Origin of the sequence: Bartonella sp. 11B (genome assembly GCF_002022625.1) — a bacterium.
In the GTDB taxonomy this organism is placed as follows: Bacteria; Pseudomonadota; Alphaproteobacteria; order Rhizobiales; family Rhizobiaceae; genus Bartonella; species Bartonella rochalimae.
In genome coordinates this window covers 688493-706221 of sequence record NZ_CP019783.1, presented here as the reverse complement: position 1 = coordinate 706221, position 17729 = coordinate 688493, and the positions used below count along the sequence as shown (strand labels likewise).

At 33.9% G+C, this 17729-nt stretch carries 13 protein-coding genes and 1 pseudogene; 6 read left to right on the top strand and 8 right to left on the bottom strand.

The genetic code is table 11. The features are described 5' to 3' along the window. Positions 1-77 precede the first annotated feature (77 nt). Complete coding sequence (locus Bho11B_RS02950; protein ID WP_078673626.1) at positions 78-596, bottom strand: lytic transglycosylase domain-containing protein; 519 nt, start codon at positions 594-596, stop codon at positions 78-80. A 571-nt stretch (positions 597-1167) separates the two neighbouring features. On the opposite strand from Bho11B_RS02950, the gene Bho11B_RS02945 reads away from it, so the two are divergent. Further along, complete coding sequence (locus tag Bho11B_RS02945) at positions 1168-1515, top strand: hypothetical protein (protein ID WP_051668841.1); 348 nt, start codon at positions 1168-1170, stop codon at positions 1513-1515. A gap of 1208 nt (positions 1516-2723) precedes the next feature. After that, complete coding sequence (locus tag Bho11B_RS02935) at positions 2724-3080, top strand: DUF2293 domain-containing protein (RefSeq protein WP_078673624.1); 357 nt, start codon at positions 2724-2726, stop codon at positions 3078-3080. Here Bho11B_RS02935 and ettA read toward each other — a convergent pair. Continuing rightward, positions 3070-4719: an energy-dependent translational throttle protein EttA gene (ettA, locus tag Bho11B_RS02930; protein WP_078673623.1), complete on the bottom strand. Its 1650-nt coding sequence runs from the start codon at positions 4717-4719 to the stop codon at positions 3070-3072. The genes Bho11B_RS02935 and ettA overlap by 11 nt on opposite strands. Before the next feature lie 142 nt (positions 4720-4861). Between ettA and Bho11B_RS02925 the strand changes: the two genes are divergently transcribed. Next, a complete protein-coding gene (locus Bho11B_RS02925) occupies positions 4862-5398 on the top strand; it encodes a hypothetical protein (protein WP_078673622.1) in 537 nt (178 codons plus the stop codon). A gap of 50 nt (positions 5399-5448) precedes the next feature. Then, complete coding sequence (gene pncA / locus Bho11B_RS02920; RefSeq protein WP_078673621.1) at positions 5449-6057, top strand: bifunctional nicotinamidase/pyrazinamidase; 609 nt, start codon at positions 5449-5451, stop codon at positions 6055-6057. Positions 6058-6124: 67 nt separating this feature from the next. Here pncA and Bho11B_RS02915 read toward each other — a convergent pair whose 3' ends face one another. After that, positions 6125-7159 (bottom strand): DUF475 domain-containing protein, encoded by a 1035-nt coding sequence (locus tag Bho11B_RS02915; RefSeq protein WP_078673620.1) that lies wholly within the window; start codon positions 7157-7159, stop codon positions 6125-6127. Between the two features lie 359 nt (positions 7160-7518). On the opposite strand from Bho11B_RS02915, the gene Bho11B_RS02910 reads away from it, so the two are divergent. Beyond that, on the top strand, positions 7519-8058 hold the full coding sequence (locus Bho11B_RS02910; protein ID WP_078673619.1) for a helix-turn-helix domain-containing protein: 540 nt from the start codon (positions 7519-7521) through the stop codon (positions 8056-8058). Positions 8059-8683: 625 nt separating this feature from the next. On the opposite strand, the gene Bho11B_RS02905 is transcribed toward Bho11B_RS02910, so the two are convergent. From Bho11B_RS02905 to Bho11B_RS02900, 4 genes are all read right to left on the bottom strand, one after another. Beyond that, entirely contained in the window at positions 8684-8986 is a 303-nt protein-coding gene (locus tag Bho11B_RS02905; protein ID WP_153300823.1) for a PfkB family carbohydrate kinase, read from the bottom strand. Between the two features lie 723 nt (positions 8987-9709). Next, positions 9710-9865 (bottom strand): hypothetical protein, encoded by a 156-nt coding sequence (locus tag Bho11B_RS06880; protein ID WP_153300824.1) that lies wholly within the window; start codon positions 9863-9865, stop codon positions 9710-9712. Between the two features lie 153 nt (positions 9866-10018). Continuing rightward, on the bottom strand, positions 10019-10168 hold the full coding sequence (locus Bho11B_RS06875) for a hypothetical protein (protein ID WP_153300825.1): 150 nt from the start codon (positions 10166-10168) through the stop codon (positions 10019-10021). A gap of 97 nt (positions 10169-10265) precedes the next feature. Continuing rightward, positions 10266-13226 (bottom strand): autotransporter outer membrane beta-barrel domain-containing protein, encoded by a 2961-nt coding sequence (locus tag Bho11B_RS02900; RefSeq protein ID WP_153300826.1) that lies wholly within the window; start codon positions 13224-13226, stop codon positions 10266-10268. Between the two features lie 134 nt (positions 13227-13360). Between Bho11B_RS02900 and Bho11B_RS02895 the strand changes: the two are divergent. Then, positions 13361-13519: pseudogene (locus Bho11B_RS02895) on the top strand (M24 family metallopeptidase C-terminal domain-containing protein); the annotation flags it as partial. Between the two features lie 117 nt (positions 13520-13636). Here Bho11B_RS02895 and Bho11B_RS02890 read toward each other — a convergent pair. Beyond that, positions 13637-16570, bottom strand: coding sequence for an autotransporter outer membrane beta-barrel domain-containing protein (locus Bho11B_RS02890; RefSeq protein ID WP_078673618.1), 2934 nt, complete (start codon positions 16568-16570; stop codon positions 13637-13639). Positions 16571-17729 lie beyond the last annotated feature (1159 nt).

Below are 17729 nucleotides of genomic sequence, written 5' to 3'. Positions count from 1 at the left end.
TTTTCATCAAGTGAAAATAGCAACAAAAGGATATTTTATAAGCCTTATCAAAATAATTAGACTACTTACAAAGCATATTACTGCTTTAATGAAGCTAAATATGTTTTAACTTTTGAACAATATCTCGCTGAAATAGAATTCATTTTTTTTGCAGAATGACCTGCATTATATTTAAGAACTGTACGACACGTATCTCCCCTACTAAGTTTATGCGCCCGCGCTAAATAACGCATACCATATTCAAGATTAATTGCAGGCTCATAAAGATCTTTTACAGAACCGTTAAAACCCAACCATCGTGCAGTAGACGGCTTAATTTGCATCAATCCTATTTCACCAGAAGAACCTTTTGTATGAGCATTATAGTTGCTCTCAACACTGATAACAGCATGCACCAAATTTATAGGAACTTTATGTTTAATTGCAATTTTTTTGATAAGATCTTCATAAGGACGAACAGAAGCCTTAGAATTAGAAGAAGAGAACTCTAAGTTCTTACTTGAATCTACAATACTAATTACTGCAAAAGCTATTTTAATATTTAACACAAAAAATACAGCAAATGCTGTACTAAAAAAGATTTTTAAAAATTGCATTCTTTCTCTCTTCACTAATACATTCGTAACCTGAACCATAATGATTTTAAAAATGTATTTTATTGAATAAAAAAGCCAAAAAACGTCATAAAAATGAAAATATTAAGATAATTTCAAGATATCTCTAATAGTTAGAGAAGGATTTTTTAAAATTTTGATTATATTTTTCATTTTATACAGTAAAAAATATAACACATTTATCATTGATATCTTATGATAATAAATTTAAATTAGAAAAATAGCACCGAGACAATTCGATTACTTACAACACAAGCTTATCAAGGTTTTATTAGTAATAATTTCATCACTCTATTGTGATCAGATCAACTGAAATCTTCCATTCATCGCATATAATGGCTAAAAACCAGTGCTCAAAAAATTACTTATTGTAATCAATATTTTTAAATACACATTCATATAAAAATATAATTGAATTTTATCTTAAAAGAACAATATATGTCTTTTATATATTATTTTATATATTATTTCCAAAATAGCAGATATGAAATTATAATTTAAAAATTATGTGATTTAGATGTAATCTTATACGTTATAATTTTAGGATTTAGAAATGATCAAATTCCGCTGGCGTAACATTATTCTGATTTTGCTATTTATCTTGATAGCTGGTTTACTAGCTTATCGCTTTGTATTTAATAGAATAATTGTTTCTCACCAGATGAATAAAACAAAGAATATGCAGTTAGAAGAAGCAATATCTTTCCCGAATGTTACAATGCACCTTTTCAAAATGAATGATCAACAAAAACAAAGAATTGTTTATCAAGCGCGTAAAGATGCTATTTCTTCTGCTCTTGCAAGCGGACAAAATAATGAACAAGCTCAAAAATTTGCTGAAATCGTTATCAGAACTGTATCAGAAGAAATTTTACATCCTTCTACTGTAAACTCTTATTAATTATTTTCTGCATAATTTTAAGACAATTATATATGTTTACCAATGATTTTAAGTCTATTTTGCCATATTCTCCACTAATTCTAAAAACCATAGAGACACACTAAACTCAAAATTTTAATTCTTATATTAAGAAAGTACAATCAAGATATAACATGTACTCAAAACTTATCTTTTATAACGTTCTCTTTTTCTTTCTAAAAAACGAAGTTGATTAATCACCTTTTTGCTCTGTTTACCGCTCAAGATTTTCTGCACAGATTGAATACTATGTTCTATATAATCCATATATTAAGAGAAACAAAATCTATCCACTATAAAATATCGAAGTCTCATATCATTAAACCTCTTCTATTTTTTCGTGAAATTAAAAACCAACCTTATAAATTTTGATACGAACCTATGCTTGTTGTACTTAATTAACGTGGTTGTCCTGTTATACTCAACAAAATTCTTAGATAGCCTATTTCTTTTTTCAAGAATAAAGTTATAGAACTCATATAATAAAAAACCCGACTGAAAGATTCTTCCAGCCGGGTTAGACAATCTGAGGGATCCACGCGGGGGGGGGGGAGAGGTTCCCTGATTGTCTGCTCGCATCACTCATTAAAGTAAATGACACAGTTTTCTTTATATAAAATATTTTAAACGACAAGAAATTCTTATGATTTTTTATAAAAAACATAAAAAAAATTGCAATTTGAGTATAAAAATGGAAAAATTAAGGCAAAAAATATTCAAAAATGATCCAATTTGGAGCAAATCCATTCAAAAATCTGTCATCAGACTCTTTCTAATCATCTTAACTTTTATAAAAACTTCACTAAATATTAAAATTTCACCAAATTTTTTTTACAATTTAAAATTGTTATGAACAACTGTCTAAACCAGTAATAAGCTGTAATAAACTACTGATAAATACACATGCTTCTTTTCTCTTCCATAGGATGATAAAATGGCAAATACCTAATATGAAATTGCCACATAACCTAGCTATTAGAGCAAACATCACATAAGTTTAACGATAAACACGCTAAAAAAATTATCTTTATTTCTATAAAAATACATTTGACTATATACTTTATATTCCTAAGCGCCAAATTACTGATACTAAAATCTATAAATAAAATGTGTTAATCAACACACTAGCCATTAAATGATCAATTAAAGTACCATTTTTGTGTTATCAAATAAAATGAAAATAAACTCCTATGACAATACGCAGAAAACAGAAAATTTCTAAAGAACTAATAACTCTTATCCCACAAGTTCCATACCTTGATAGCCAATGTATTTATACTGCTGCTACACGAACCTCTATGAAATATCTTCCTCCTTCCATTGCAGTTTGGCTCGCAACAATTGCTCATATACGACATCAACATACAGAGTATGATAATTTACTTTGTGAAGGTTATGATCGAGATTCAGCGCTCTTTTTTGTCTTTGATGCAATTAACAAAACACTCATTGAATGGGGCGCAAATCGCCTTTTAAAACGTGAAGAAAGCACGAACGATATCAATATCACCTCAGTACCACTTAAAACAAATAGTTTTAACGTGTAAGAGGTTTGTAATTGGCACGCCTAGAATTAATAGAATCTGGCCCAAGACGGCTAACCTTATCTGCTTCATATTCAGAAAAATTACCTTCAAACCATTCCACATGGCCATTTCCTTCAAAAGCCAAAATATGTGTTGCCAATCGATCTAAAAACATACGATCATGCGATATAATAACCGCACAACCAGCGAAACTCTCTAATGCATCTTCTAACGCACCCAATGTTTCTGTATCAAGATCATTTGTTGGCTCATCAAGAAGAAGAACATTTCCTCCTTCTTTCAAAAGTTTAGCCAAATGCACACGATTGCGCTGTCCTCCTGACAGCTGCGCTACTTTCTGCTGCTGATCTGTACCTTTAAAGTTAAAAGCACCACAATAAGCACGACTATTCACTTCATGTTTACCTAACTTAATGATTTCATTTCCGCCGGAAATTTCTTCCCAAACAGTCTTATCACCTGCCAATGCATCACGGCTTTGGTCAACATAACTCACTTGAACTGTTTCTCCAATACGAATCTGTCCTGAATCTAATTTCTCTTGCCCAGTCAACATCTTAAATAAGGTCGATTTTCCCATACCATTAGGACCAATAACTCCAACAATACCGCCTGCAGGCAACTTGAAAGAAAGAGAATCAATTAATACACGATTACCATATGCTTTTGACAAATTATCAACTTCAATAACAACCTGTCCCAATCTCTCGCCAATAGGAATAATAATCTGCGCCTCCCCAGGATGACGCTCATGCGCTGCCTGAACCAATGTATCATAAGCCTTAATACGGGCTTTCGATTTTGCTTGACGAGCCTTTGGACTAGAGGCTATCCACTCTTTCTCGCGTGACAATACACGCTGGCGAGCAACTTCCTCGCGACTTTCTTGTGCTATACGTTTAGCTTTAGCGTCCAAATAAGCAGAATAATTACCCTCATAAGGGATTCCTTTACCGCGATCTAATTCTAAAATCCAACCTGTTACATTGTCAAGAAAGTAACGATCATGGGTAATTAAAAGCACTGCACCTGGATATTCACGTAAATGCCTTTCAAGCCAAGCTGTTGTTTCAGCATCTAAATGATTTGTCGGTTCATCCAAAAGCAATAAGTCAGGTTTTGATAAAAGCAATTTACAAAGGGCAACACGCCGTTTTTCACCTCCTGAAAGTTTTGTCACATCCTCATTCCCTGATGGACAACCAAGAGCAGCCATAGCCATTTCTACTTGGCTTTCTAAATCCCAAAGATTCTGACTATCAATAATATCCTGAAGTCGAGCACCTTCATCAGCTGTTTCATCACCATAATTCATCATCAGTTCATTGTAACGATCTACAATTGCTTGCTTATCAGCAAGCCCTTCCATCACATTTCCACGCACATCTTTATGTGTATTAAGAACAGGTTCTTGCGGAAGATAGCCACAACGTGCTCCTTCAGCAAGCCATGCTTCTCCTGTATATTCTTTATCTAATCCAGCCATAATACGTAAAATGGTTGATTTACCTGCACCATTTGGACCTAAAATACCAATTTTTGCATCTGGATAAAAAGACAGATGGATATTCTCCAAAATTTTCTTATTGCCATAAGCCTTATTAAGCCCAGCCATATGATAGATAAATTGACGTGCCATAAATTTCTCTTTATTATTGCAACTTGCGTTATGGAGCTTTTCTTAAATTTTGTAACGCATAATATTTAACTATTGCTCTAATAGCTCCTTGTTCTATATTGGTATATTTTTTCTGATCTCACAAGCCCTACTGCGACTTTAAATGCAAAAAAACATTCCTTTGAAAAGAAAAAAGCAAATACTCTTAGCTCTGCCTGAGACGTGTTATAAAAAATCATCTCTTTTTTCTATACCAGATTTGAAATTATGTTCTTACCGTATCAAACCAATCTATCAATGCCATACAGAACTACAAGATAAGCCTATCCTTTATGCCCCTTCTTTCCTCATCCTATGGGCTATACAATATGCTATAAAAAATCCCTATCTCTTTTCTTCGCTCTTGTGTCATAAACCAAAATGGGATTCATTCTTTCCTTTGATGTGGTACGAACTGCGTTTAAAAAACGAATGCTATCTCCTAGGATCTGACGTCCAAAGTCCTATGATTAACAAAGCTCTGCGCAAACATATGGCAGTTACTGACCACCATTCTCTATCTATTGGCAAATGGTTACAATTGATAAAAAATTATCACAATTACCGTAAAGATTTATCTATTCCTTTTTTTGGGTTTGATGATAATAAAATGAGTACTGACATTCATCATATCATTTCAAAACTTCATGATGAAACATAATCTTTTAAAACACAAAGCGTCTACCAGCTCACTGGAACTGGAATAAGTTCATGAAAAAACAAACCTTAATCGTTATTGATGTTCAAAATGATTTCTTACCAGGCGGAGCACTTGCAATACCACAAGGCGATGCCATTATCCCTGCTGTCAATAACCTTATAGCTCGTTTTGATCATATTATTTTCACCCAAGATTGGCACCCCAAAAACCACTGTAGCTTTGCGTCTTTTCATCCAGAGAAAACTCCTTATGATACTGTTAATCTTGACTATGGCCCTCAAATACTTTGGCCTGATCATTGTATACAAGGAACACAAGGAGCGGAATTTCATCCATCTCTCAAAGTTGAAAAAGCGCAACTTATCCTTCGGAAAGGCTATAATAAAGAAATTGATAGTTATTCCGCCTTCTTTGAAAATGACCAGAAAACACCAACAGGATTACACGGTTATCTTAAAGAACATGATTTTACAACTTTAGTTATGTGCGGTTTAGCAACTGACTTCTGTGTTGGATTCTCTGCACTGCATGCTGTAAAATGCGGTTTTAAAGTCAAGGTTTTGTTAAACGCTTGTGCTTGTATTGATCTAAATGGATCACTCGATACGATGCTCAAAGCTATGAATGAAGTTGGTGTAGAATTATTGATGGTCTCTTAATCTCCCTCCAACTACTATGATAGCAATCAAAAAGTCTTCATATTCTTATTATTGCAATGTAATTTATTCATCTGAGATTATTAGATTTAAAACGAAGAGAAGAATAAAATGCCATTCCAATAATACATATGCCAATGAGCCCTGTTAATGCTTCAGGAATAGATATAATAATTTGCATATACATAATCACAGCCAAGACTAAAATTGCATAAAAAGCACCATGCTCTAGATAACGATAATGCAATAATGTTCCTGTTTCAAACAACATAATCGTTATAGCTCTTACGTAAAATGCACCAATACCAAGACCAATAGCAATGATAAAAAGATTATGAGAAAAGGCAAAAGCACCTACAACACCATCAAAAGAAAAACTAGCATCTAAAACTTCTAAATACAGAAACAAACCTGCTCCTCCTTTAGAAACTGTAATCAAAGTATTTTTTTGAGAATCCAAAAGTGAACAAGTTGCTTCGACAATCAAAAATGTCAAAAGCCCATAAAGCATTGCTAATAAAACAGTTAACTTATTTTCTGCTACAATCTGACCTGAAAAAAATAACATGAGAATCAGAATAATTATAATATCAATCCTCACGAATGAACTCAGCCTTTGAGCTGGCTTTTCTATAAAAGTCAGCCAATGTACTTTTTTTTCTGGATCAAAAAAATATTTTAAGCCAACCATCATAAGGAAGGTTCCACCAAAAGCTGCAATACTGTCATGAGCATCCGTTAAAATTGCAGCATATTGATGAGGCTCCCATATTGCCAATTGAACTGCAGCAATTGGATTAATCCAAGCAGCAACAGCAACCACCAACAATGGAAAAATAATTCGCATACCAAACACCGCGATCAAAATGCCCCATGTCAAAAAACGATGACGCCATAATTGATTCATTTTTCCAAGAAAACGTGCATTGATAATAGAATTATCAAAAGATAAAGAAATTTCTAAAATTCCTAAAACACAGCAAATAAAAAAATATTTAAAACAGCCAACAATGGTCCCTGTTTCCAGCCAACCAATAAGCCCTCCTCCCAAAATACCGATAATTGTGAAGAAAAAAGCCCATCTAAAATAACCTAACAGGGCCATGATTGTTCCTCAAAGTCCATCTCTTCAACCTACATTTGTATAATCGAAGTACCGTATCGTAAGACACAATATAAAATGCATAATACACACAGAAGGAATTATATGGAATCTCTTTGAGAAAAAACAAGAGAAAATTTGACAAATTTATTTTTTTCAAGATAAGAAAGATAAATAATTATAAAATACTAATAAAAATTTATAGTTTTTTTTAATTTTCACTAAAAAGTTAAAAAAATAAGAAAACTAAAATTATAAATGTTGACTACAAATGTTATTATAAAGTAATGGTATAATGGTACATTGTGTGCCTTTATGGACAAAAGCCCACACCGTAATGATTTATTTGAGGGAGATAATTCATGGCGCGTCCTGAAACAGAAGCGAAAACTATATTTGGAAAACGTCTACGTCATATACGTATTGCCTTAGGTGATCCACCGCGTGAAACGTTAGCCAAACAATTTAATATGACAAAAAACTCTATTGCTTTTTATGAGCGTGGAGAAAGAGAGCCTAATCTCAGTGTATTACAAACATATCGTATGTTGTATGGGGTCAATATCAATTGGCTTTTAACTGGGCAAGGTAAAATGTTCGATACTGAATACACTAAAGGGGAATTTGACTGGGACTATTTCATTAAAAAAATCGAAGGGCTTGAAGATATTCTCACAAATAGTGTAAATAGTGATGAGCCAAACCAAGAAAAAATCGAAAGCTCTTATGAGAAATTACAGCAATACTTATTATCACAAGGTGCTCCTAACGGTCTCAACCCTAAAGCAGCAACTTCCCTTGTCAATATGAAAGCAAAGCTAGCCAACTCTTACGCTCTTAGTTTATTTATCGATTTACTCATTCGCAGTATAGCACATAAAGAAACACTTTCTAATCAATAGCTTTTATATTTTAAATATACACGATTGCCTCATTATCAGGTAATAAGGACCCTCCTGGTCTTTGTTACCTGGTAAAATTAGCTTTTTTATGGCATCTCACCATTGTGTATGGAAAAGTAATTAAGCGTTATCTGCATCTGTTGATAATAATTTAAAAAAATTACATATTACAAATCATTTTACAAATCATTTTCAAAAATTTTGTTTAAAATCACAGAAGTTTAAAAAACATATTGATTTTCTATCGTATTAGTCTCTCTTTTGAGATCGGAGATGTATTGAAAGTTTTTTCAAGTAACTATTGTGAAAAATCAATATGTTTTTAGGTATTTCAGGATGTTCATAATCAATGGTACTGTACTGGCGTTCAATCTCAAAAGGCCAGAAAGATTTATTTTTTCTAGTCGAAACTATTCAACAAAAAAGACACCTTAATGGAAATTGAATAAATTAAAAAAGTTACACGCAATACTTCTATTAAAGAATTGCGACCTTAATATTTATGAACGCAGCAATAAAAAATTTTTATCTTATGTATTGAATTTGTACTACGCTCTGACTTTGAAGAAGAGCACTAATTTCTTCCCACGATAGAGCGGAATCAGATGCTCCTTTTTTGCAGTTTCTAAAGAACCACATGCAGCTGCCAAACGAATTCCTTCTGCAAAAGCATGTTTTTTATTAAACCAGTAACTAAACCAACATTAAAGCTATCGTCAGCTGCAACAGTATCAATTCTCTTTAGCTTAAAAGAAAGAACAACAACGGCTTTACTCTTTGTGAAAAAGAGACTCCTTCGTTCCCCATGTTTATAACAAATATTTCTAATCCACGCTCTAAAAATACTTTTTACCACTAAATGAGCTGTTTTTATATCCGCTGGATAAATATCTGTTAATTTCTTGGTTTTTGTTTCATCAAGTGTCATAACACGAGCCAAATGATGAAATTCTTGAGGAAATCATTTACAGATACTGAATCTCTACTAAGTGTCATACTCAACTTTAGCTGCAGCCAATATTAAATCCATTAAACTTTCTAGCTGCATCATCAAAATCTTAGAACAACAAATTACTTTTCTTGTCTACTCGATATCTTCTAACTTAACACCCATATTAGATATCCCCTGCAATAATAATTGTATTTCCTCCACTTCGGATTAACATGCAATTTGAAAATCTGCAGCTCAAATCAACAGAAGATTTTCAAAGTACTAACGAGCAAACATTCTTAAAGCATCATTCCCACTCTAACTAGCAAGCCTGATAGACAGACCTCTTCTACTCACCGCAACGGTTTTAATTGGCTTCCTTCCCTCCTACTTCCATAAAAAAAAATTTTTAAACGAAGTATCTCGTCTTTTAAGAGATAATCAAAAACCTAGCATATAATATCAATGTCAACATTGCTAAAAACAGCGATAAAAAGTGTAGGCATATATAATTTTTTGCCTTATTTTTCTAGAAAGCTCTCTATGAGAAACATACAACTTTATTTACTGTCCTTTTCTTTATTCTTTATCACTAATTTTAATGAAATAGAAATTAATTTTCCACTGCTTTACCTGTAATGAGTTTATATACTATTTTCCACACCTAATGTCCAAAATTTCACTTAATTTCTAAAAAATCGTTGCATAAAGCATACTAATTTACGAAGCTACCTCCTCATCTGTACCCTCAAAACCAATCACTATAATGTGACGTCCACGCCTATATAGAAAGCACTCCTCTCTCAAAGCCATCTCTTCATTCTGTGCAAAAATAGTATAAACATCCTTATACATTTGTAAAAAATTTTCAGTCATATTAATCCCTTGGATACGATCAAAATTTGCTGATTACTTTGCAGTTATATTCAATTCTCAAGAAGCTCCTGCTTCATTAAAACCCTGTCCTCGTTCACGTGCGACGAACGCTCAAGAAATTCTTTCCTAGTTCGACAACTTTCTCTTTTCCACCTAAATTTCAAACAAAACCTCAGCAGCTATTTTACCACCTTCAACATTATTAAAAGCAATATGCGTCTCAACTTTAGCTCCATTCATAGAATGATCAAAAGTAATAACAAGAATTTCAAAATGATTAACTACTGAAATTAAACTACGCATAAAATCAAAATATCTGTGAATTTGGCTAAACAACTTAACTAAACTCGCAAATAACTGTTTAATTGTTCAAAATAAAAACAAGACTAATCCTTAAAGGCTAAAATTGATAACGTAAGCCACCCGAAACACTAACTCCAGAAAAGCCAGCTTTGGTTAATTTATGTTGGTATAACAAATCACCATGAAGTGCTACAGCATTAGACAATTGAGCATGAACACCCGCACCTGTTTCAACTGTAGAACCGAATGCACCTAACTGAAATGCATCTTTAAAATGCACTATCCGCTTCTTTTCATAACTATGCGCAACATGAAGTTTGCTATAAAAGGAAACAACATGTCCCTTTTCGGAAGAAGCAAAAGCTTTTATTAAACGACCACCTATCCGCCCTATCAATTGATCATGCTTTCCTAAATCAATATCAAACCGATCAATATCACGCGCTTCATCAAACAGGAGAGACTGGTAAATAACTTGAAGCTGTGGCTCAAGAATAAAACCATGATAGCCTGTGATAATGGCCTGACCACCCGATAAAGCAGCATTCAAAAGTCTCCCTTTTAATTCTGCTGTTTTTCCACGAGAAAGAGTGACAACATCGCCCTTAAAAAAATCATACGAGAGAAAGCCATTCGCATAAAAGCCTGTATCATGATCCAAATTCGCATAAAGCTTGCCTGACCATTTATCAAAAACACTCTTTTGACTGTGTTTAACTGCACGAGGATGAAGAGAGAGCTGACCATAACCGCCCATAACTCCAAAGGACGAAGCACTATCTTTACTCTCTAATGTATTGAATACAATTCCTGCTGTCGCATTATTATAGTCAAGATCAGCTCCATAACCATATTCAAAAACAGACAAATTGGAAGTATAACTATGGTTACTGCCATAACCACGGATGAAAAAGTTTGTCTTTCTCTTTTTAGCCGCTTCATGAAAAGCACTTTGCATGATTTCCAACAGTTCATGTTGATTACTTACATCGACCAAACCTGTATGAAATAAAGCATGAGGTAAAAGCAAATAACTTGGGAGTTGTGGCACAACTGCCGGTACTCTTTTTGCAGGTAAATCTGGTGGTTCCGGTACTTCTGATTCTGGTGGAGTAATATATTTACTTTGCAGCCGATAATCCCAAAAATTACTACTAGAGTGCTCACCTTCTTTTCCATTCTGCCCAACCAACTTTTGTCCTGGATCCGCTTGTCCTAATTGGGAACTTGGACCATACGCAGAAAGAACATACTGATAAGGTAAATTATCTGCTGTAATATAATCATCCTTCAGTTTGAAGGAATCTTCTTGCGCTGTACCTGAAACTTGAATAAGCGAAACACCCTGGGTATTACCTGAACCCGTTTTATCTCCTAGATCTCCTACTGTTGTAGAAACAGAAACTACAGTAACACCAGATACGTCACCATCGATTAAAAGCCGATCTGTATCCGAGTTACTTTGATCTAAATAACTATTAAGATAAAGCTCCGCGTTACCCTCTGTTGTATAAACAAGACTATTCCCTGTGCCAATAGAGAGTGTTTGATAAATATTATCGCTTGGCTTTTCAAAAATAATTTTACTATTCTTAAGTGTCACAGTAGAAATAAATGATTTATTATTATCAGTTCCCTCATTCCCTCGATCACCCCGTGATTTTCTTTTTGTTAAAGTCCACGTCGAGTTATTCTCTAATTTCAAATGCGCTTCAGCTGAACCAGAAATTAAAGCACCCCCTTCGAGCTGTGAGTTATTAGCTTTAATGTTTATAATCCCGCTAGTACCTTCTAGCAAAAGACCACCGGAAAGTTTTGTATCTGATAAATTAAAAATAAGCTCCGCCTTAACATCATTATAAACAGCGGTACTATTAGGAACAATAAAATTTGTTTTTTTCAAAGAAATAGTTGCGAATCTTTCGGGCTCCCCGTCCTGGCTATCACTAACAGGAGGTACTCCATACATGCCATAATATTTATCACCCTCTATTTTAACGTCTACATTTTCAAGATTTACATTCTCTTTCTTCTCCTCCTCCTCCTCCTCCTCATCATCATCATCTTCATCATCTTCATCACCATCTTCATCTGCTGTCTCATAATCTTTTGTACCCTTATATGGTGAAAAGTCAAATACAAATCCATTCCCACTTTTGAGATGAACTTTCCCTTCCTTCATCTCAAAAGCACTCTGTGGATGCATATAAACGGCAGCACTACGACTATAATCTACATTCTTGTTCGTCTGGCCAGAAGTATTATCATTAATAGTATCATTAATAATATTAACTTTCTCTAAAGAAACCTCTCCTGTATTCATATAAACTGCGAAACCTCGAGTAAAATTAATGCCTGCATCCGATTTATCTATACCCTCCATTTGAATCAAGCCGCCTTCTGTAGTGAAAAGGCCTTTATCCCCTTTTAATACTAAAATATTTGTATCCAATAGCTCAACTGTAGAACTTAAACCCTTAGCTTTAACACCAATCTTATTATTACTTATCAATGTCTTATCTGCGTTTACCGAACTATTTTCTACAACAGAAATACCTATCGTTAGGTCTTTTAAGGTCAATTCATTAGCGACAATTGTTCCCCATTCTCCGAGCAGTATACCAATATAAATATCATCATCACTGTGTATGGGGCCTAGAATTTGCACTCTATTTACATCAGCATCACTAGTCGAATCTTCTTCATCACTCGAGCTCGAATATATACCAATTACTCCATTGGTTTCAGAAGTTTTACTGTTTTTCTTACTACTATTATTCCTATTCCCACTACTATTCCGTCTAGAATTATTTCCCATTTGATATGTTTGGTCACTTATCCGTACATCTGCATTTTCTTTACACTCTTTCACAATGAAAGTACGGCTACCCAATTTCATAGTGGTCTTCTGACTTGAAGAAGATCTACCGTTCGCAGTTTCATTTTTCTGACATTGCTTAACAGATTCAGACGAACTAACAGGATCAGAAGGACTAGCTAAAGGAATAGAAAGAAAGAAAGAAAGAAAGAAAGAAAGAAAGAAAGAAACGCGCAACATTAAAATACCAATAACCCTTCAAAATAAACTGAATACATTATGGATTATACTAAATAGATAAACACATTTCAAGTTATTATCATAAAAGTAAATTTTTACGTATTGGATTTCTCTATTAACATTTACTAAATGAAAACTATTCAATAAATAGAGTTAAGCTTTACATAGAACTTTTAACAACACAAGAGAAACAGTGGCTTAACAATTATCATGCCTGTGTTTATCAAGTTAATGCACCCTACCTTGATAAAAGAGATAAAAAATGGCTGAAAAAAGCTACAATGCCTCTTTGAGAGTAAAGACACCTTTAAATTAAATATCTAAAGGAATCTTCAAAAGAGCTAAAGCTTCATCAGCCAATTTTTCTAGGGCTTGAGCACAACTGACAAATATAAAACCAATCCTTGCTTTTAAAATTGATAACGTAAGCCACCCGAAACACTAATTCCAGAAAAGCCAGCTTTGGTTAATTTATGTTGGTATAACAAATCACCATGAAGTGCTATCCTATTAGACAACTGGGCATAAACACCCGCACCTGTTTCAACTGTAGAACCGAATGCACCTAACTGAAATGCATCTTTAAAATGCACTATCCGCTTCTTTTCATAACTATGCGCAACATGAAGTTTGCTATAAAAGGAAACAACATGTCCCTTTTCGGAAGAAGCAAAAGCTTTTATTAAACGACCACCTATCCGCCCTATCAATTGATCATGCTTTCCTAAATCAATATCAAACCGATCAATATCACGCGCTTCATCAAACAGGAGAGACTGGTAAATAACTTGAAGCTGTGGCTCAAGAATAAAACCATGATAGCCTGTGATAATAGCCTGACCACCCGATAAAGCAGCATTCAAAAGTCTCCCTTTTAATTCTGCTGTTTTTCCACGAGAAAGAGTGACAACATCGCCCTTAAAAAAATCATACGAGAGAAAGCCATTCGCATAAAAGCCTGTATCATGATCCAAATTCACATAAAGCTTGCCTGACCATTTATCAAAAACACTCTTTTGACTGTGTTTAACTGCACGAGGATGAAGAGAGAGCTGACCATAACCGCCCATAACTCCAAAGGACGAAGCACTATCTTTACTCTCTAATGTATTGAATACAATTCCTGCTGTCGCATTATTATAGTCAAGATCAGCTCCATAACCATATTCAAAAACAGACAAATTGGAAGTATAACTATGGTTACTGCCATAACCACGGATGAAAAAGTTTGTCTTTCTCTTTTTATCAGGCTCATGAAAAGCACTTTGCATGATTTCCAACAGTTCATGTTGATTACTTACATCGACCAAACCTGTATGAAATAAAGCATGAGGTAAAAGCAAATAACTTGGGAGTTGTGGCACAACTGCCGGTACTCTTTTTACAGGTAAATCTGGTTTTATCGGATCCTCAGGTTCTGAGGGCACTGGTGATTCCGGCGCTGGTGCTGGTGCTGGTTTCGGCGATGGTGGTAATGGCTCTGGCGATGGCACTGGTGGTACTGGTTCTAGTTCTGGTTCTGATGGAGAAATATATTCACTTTGCAGCCGATAATCCCAAAAATTATTATTAGGTTTACCTTCCTTTTCCTCATTCTTTCCAACCAATTTTTGTCTCGGATCCGATCGCCCTAACTTAGAATTCGGACCATAAGCAAAAAGCTTATATCGATAAGGAGAAGCATCTACTGTAATATAATCACCCTTCAGTTTGAAGGAATCTTCTTGCGCTTTACCTGAAACTTGAATAAGCGAAATACCCTGAGTATTTCCAATATTATTCGTGCTTATACTCACATTTCCCCTTCGATTTTCTGAAATAGCTTGTATATCAATTGTAGTTTCCCCAAAAACATTACCATGGATCAAAACTCTGTCAGTTTTCTGACTATCAAACGAACCATTAAAACTTAAACTCACGTTTAAATGAATCTGCGCATTATTCTTTGCAATATAAACATCGCCACCCCCTTTCCCAATGCGAAGTGTTTTATAATTATAGGCTTCAGGAGACTTGAATCTCTTAAAATTAATAGAACTATTATCAAGACCAAGTACCGAAATATAAAAATTGTCTAAATCTTGTGAATTTTTCTGTTTTGTTTGTGTTAAAAACCACACAGAATTACCGCTCAAATAAAATTCAGCAGTAGAGCTCTCATCAACATGGCTCCCCCCTGTCAATAAAGAATTATCAGCTAAGACAAGAACAGAAGATTTCTTTTCAGCCATTAACAATAAATGATCAGCGCTAATAGAACTGTTAAACAAACTAAGATTACCTCCTGCAGCACCGGTGCTATAAATAGCTGAACCACCTACAACGTTCAGTTTTGTATCTTTTAAATTAACAAGTCGTACTGGAAATTTAATATCTGCAATATCTAAATTTTTCTCATCTTCTTTGACTCCTGCTATTGCATTATCTACTCTCTCTATTGTATTGCCTGCTGGATTCTCTCCTCTAAAATATATACCGTAGAATTCATCTCCTTTTACCTCGATAGTTGCTCCTTCGATATTGGCTTTCGTCATGTTAATATTACTTTTATCAGTTTGTAAATTTTCACCCAATGAAATAGAATTAGAAGTAGCAACCGTATTGTCGATTAATAGGCCAAAAGCATCAATAACGTTAATATTGCCATTCTTAAAATCAATATAACCGCCCTGATCTATATAAAAAACAGCGTAATTTTTTTGTCCTTTTGTCATACCTGTTCCGGTAATACGAGTACTATCGAAAGTGACTTTCCCTCCCAACGCGGTATAAGCCCCATTACTGTTTGTAAAATTAATTAATCCACCACTTTTAACCTCAACATTTGCTCCCCCCATACTCACAAGGCTTGCTTTCCCGTCTTTGGTCTCAATCCGTGGATTAACTAAAATAACATTCGTTGGTTTTCCCAACGCCTGAACAGCTACGTTGCTCTCTTTAATCACACCATTGTACATACCAATTATTCCATTGCTTACATTAAGCGCTACATGTGTATTGCTCACGACCGACTGCGTTAAAACGACTTTTCCTTCTTTCAATACATCAACACCATATATATCACTTTCGGTCTTCTCAGCCTTTTTGGGCATTTTATCTACACCACCAAGGGTTATATTTGTCCCCTTAATATCTACACCTTTCCCTTCTGCTATTATTGCCTGAAAACTCTTATTGTTGATTATTTTTTCCCCGCTATTAGTACATTTATAAGTTAACGTAGAATCTACCTCATTTCCATCACACTCAGATGAGTGGTTGGGGGTTGACTTCACACTATTCTGAAAAAAACAAAAAATAGTTGCTGCAAAAAAATATAAATAACTATTAAATACTTTGACCATAATTCATTTCGAACCTTCTCCCCTGCATTTAAATATGAAAAGCTCCCACTCAAAATGAGAAATACAAAGCTAAGTAAATTCTACATAATTTAATACATTTCGTGTTTAATTTAATACGTTTTGTGCTTTATGTAAAGATAAATCTACAATAAAAAAGATCGCACAAAAGCTTTATCAGACAGGTAAGTTAGAATTGATAAAGACTCTAGCCAAAGCATTCTTCCTACAAAGCCCTGCTTCAGTAAATTTATGCTTATATATCAGCTTACTATGAAACACTATATTGATAAATCATTGGACCAAATATCTAACAATATTTCTATTATTGAAGCAATATTTTCCAACTAGAACGCATCTTAAAATGCAAAACCCATTTTATTTCGTAACTATGTGCATAGGAAATTTTCTATACAGAAAATAACAACACACCTCTTTGATCATTGTAAAAGGTAACCAAGAGGCTAATAAACAACCTACAACAATTGCGTTTCAAAAATAAAACAACTACAATAAATTATTATAAAAATTTATTCTCGTTAAAGAAGCACTTACAAACTCACCTTTGAATATTCCTTTTTATTGCCGCTTTAAACTATCATATTTCTCTTAATCGACAGAAGTTCATTCATATAAAACATGTGCCACAGTGTGTCATTCATTATTCCCGATCACCTCTTTAAAGGTAATGTTTTGTTTTTTTTGACTATCCTAAGATTAAAGAGATAATGTATCAAAAGTTCCCAGCCTGGCAAAAGACATGGTATATCATTATGCATCACTCTCTAATGTATTGAATACAACATCCGTTATTATAGAGTTAACTTTATTACCCACATTGAAAGATAAAATAGATTTGAAGCATAGCGATTTTTCGACTGTGATTAAATATGAAAAAGCTTGTCTTCTCATTGCCTCGTAATCGCTCGTAATATGTAGCAAGTATATTCACTCTGAACACGATAATTTCAAACATTCTTAGTTAAATCTATTTTCTCCTTCCTCATTATGTCCCAACAATCTTTGTATACTATCCGTCTATCCCTAAAGAAATTTTGAACTATAACAATAAAGCGTATATTTATCAGATGTTTTCTTGCTACCAAAATCGATATTAAGCTATTTTCAAATGAAAATTTACTGCAATTCTATTAAAAATAGC

Coding starts and splice junctions, on each gene's coding strand:
- ettA (WP_078673623.1), bottom strand. CDS start 4,719: ATGGCACGTCAATTTATCTATCATATGGCTGGGCTTAATAAGGCTTAT.
- Bho11B_RS02950 (WP_078673626.1), bottom strand. CDS start 596: ATGCAATTTTTAAAAATCTTTTTTAGTACAGCATTTGCTGTATTTTTT.
- Bho11B_RS06880 (WP_153300824.1), bottom strand. CDS start 9,865: ATGACTGAAAATTTTTTACAAATGTATAAGGATGTTTATACTATTTTT.
- Bho11B_RS02945 (WP_051668841.1), top strand. CDS start 1,168: ATGATCAAATTCCGCTGGCGTAACATTATTCTGATTTTGCTATTTATC.
- pncA (WP_078673621.1), top strand. CDS start 5,449: ATGAAAAAACAAACCTTAATCGTTATTGATGTTCAAAATGATTTCTTA.
- Bho11B_RS02910 (WP_078673619.1), top strand. CDS start 7,519: ATGGCGCGTCCTGAAACAGAAGCGAAAACTATATTTGGAAAACGTCTA.
- Bho11B_RS02915 (WP_078673620.1), bottom strand. CDS start 7,159: ATGGCCCTGTTAGGTTATTTTAGATGGGCTTTTTTCTTCACAATTATC.
- Bho11B_RS02905 (WP_153300823.1), bottom strand. CDS start 8,986: ATGACACTTGATGAAACAAAAACCAAGAAATTAACAGATATTTATCCA.
- Bho11B_RS06875 (WP_153300825.1), bottom strand. CDS start 10,168: ATGCGTAGTTTAATTTCAGTAGTTAATCATTTTGAAATTCTTGTTATT.
- Bho11B_RS02925 (WP_078673622.1), top strand. CDS start 4,862: ATGCAAAAAAACATTCCTTTGAAAAGAAAAAAGCAAATACTCTTAGCT.
- Bho11B_RS02890 (WP_078673618.1), bottom strand. CDS start 16,570: ATGGTCAAAGTATTTAATAGTTATTTATATTTTTTTGCAGCAACTATT.
- Bho11B_RS02900 (WP_153300826.1), bottom strand. CDS start 13,226: ATGTTGCGCGTTTCTTTCTTTCTTTCTTTCTTTCTTTCTTTCTTTCTT.
- Bho11B_RS02935 (WP_078673624.1), top strand. CDS start 2,724: ATGACAATACGCAGAAAACAGAAAATTTCTAAAGAACTAATAACTCTT.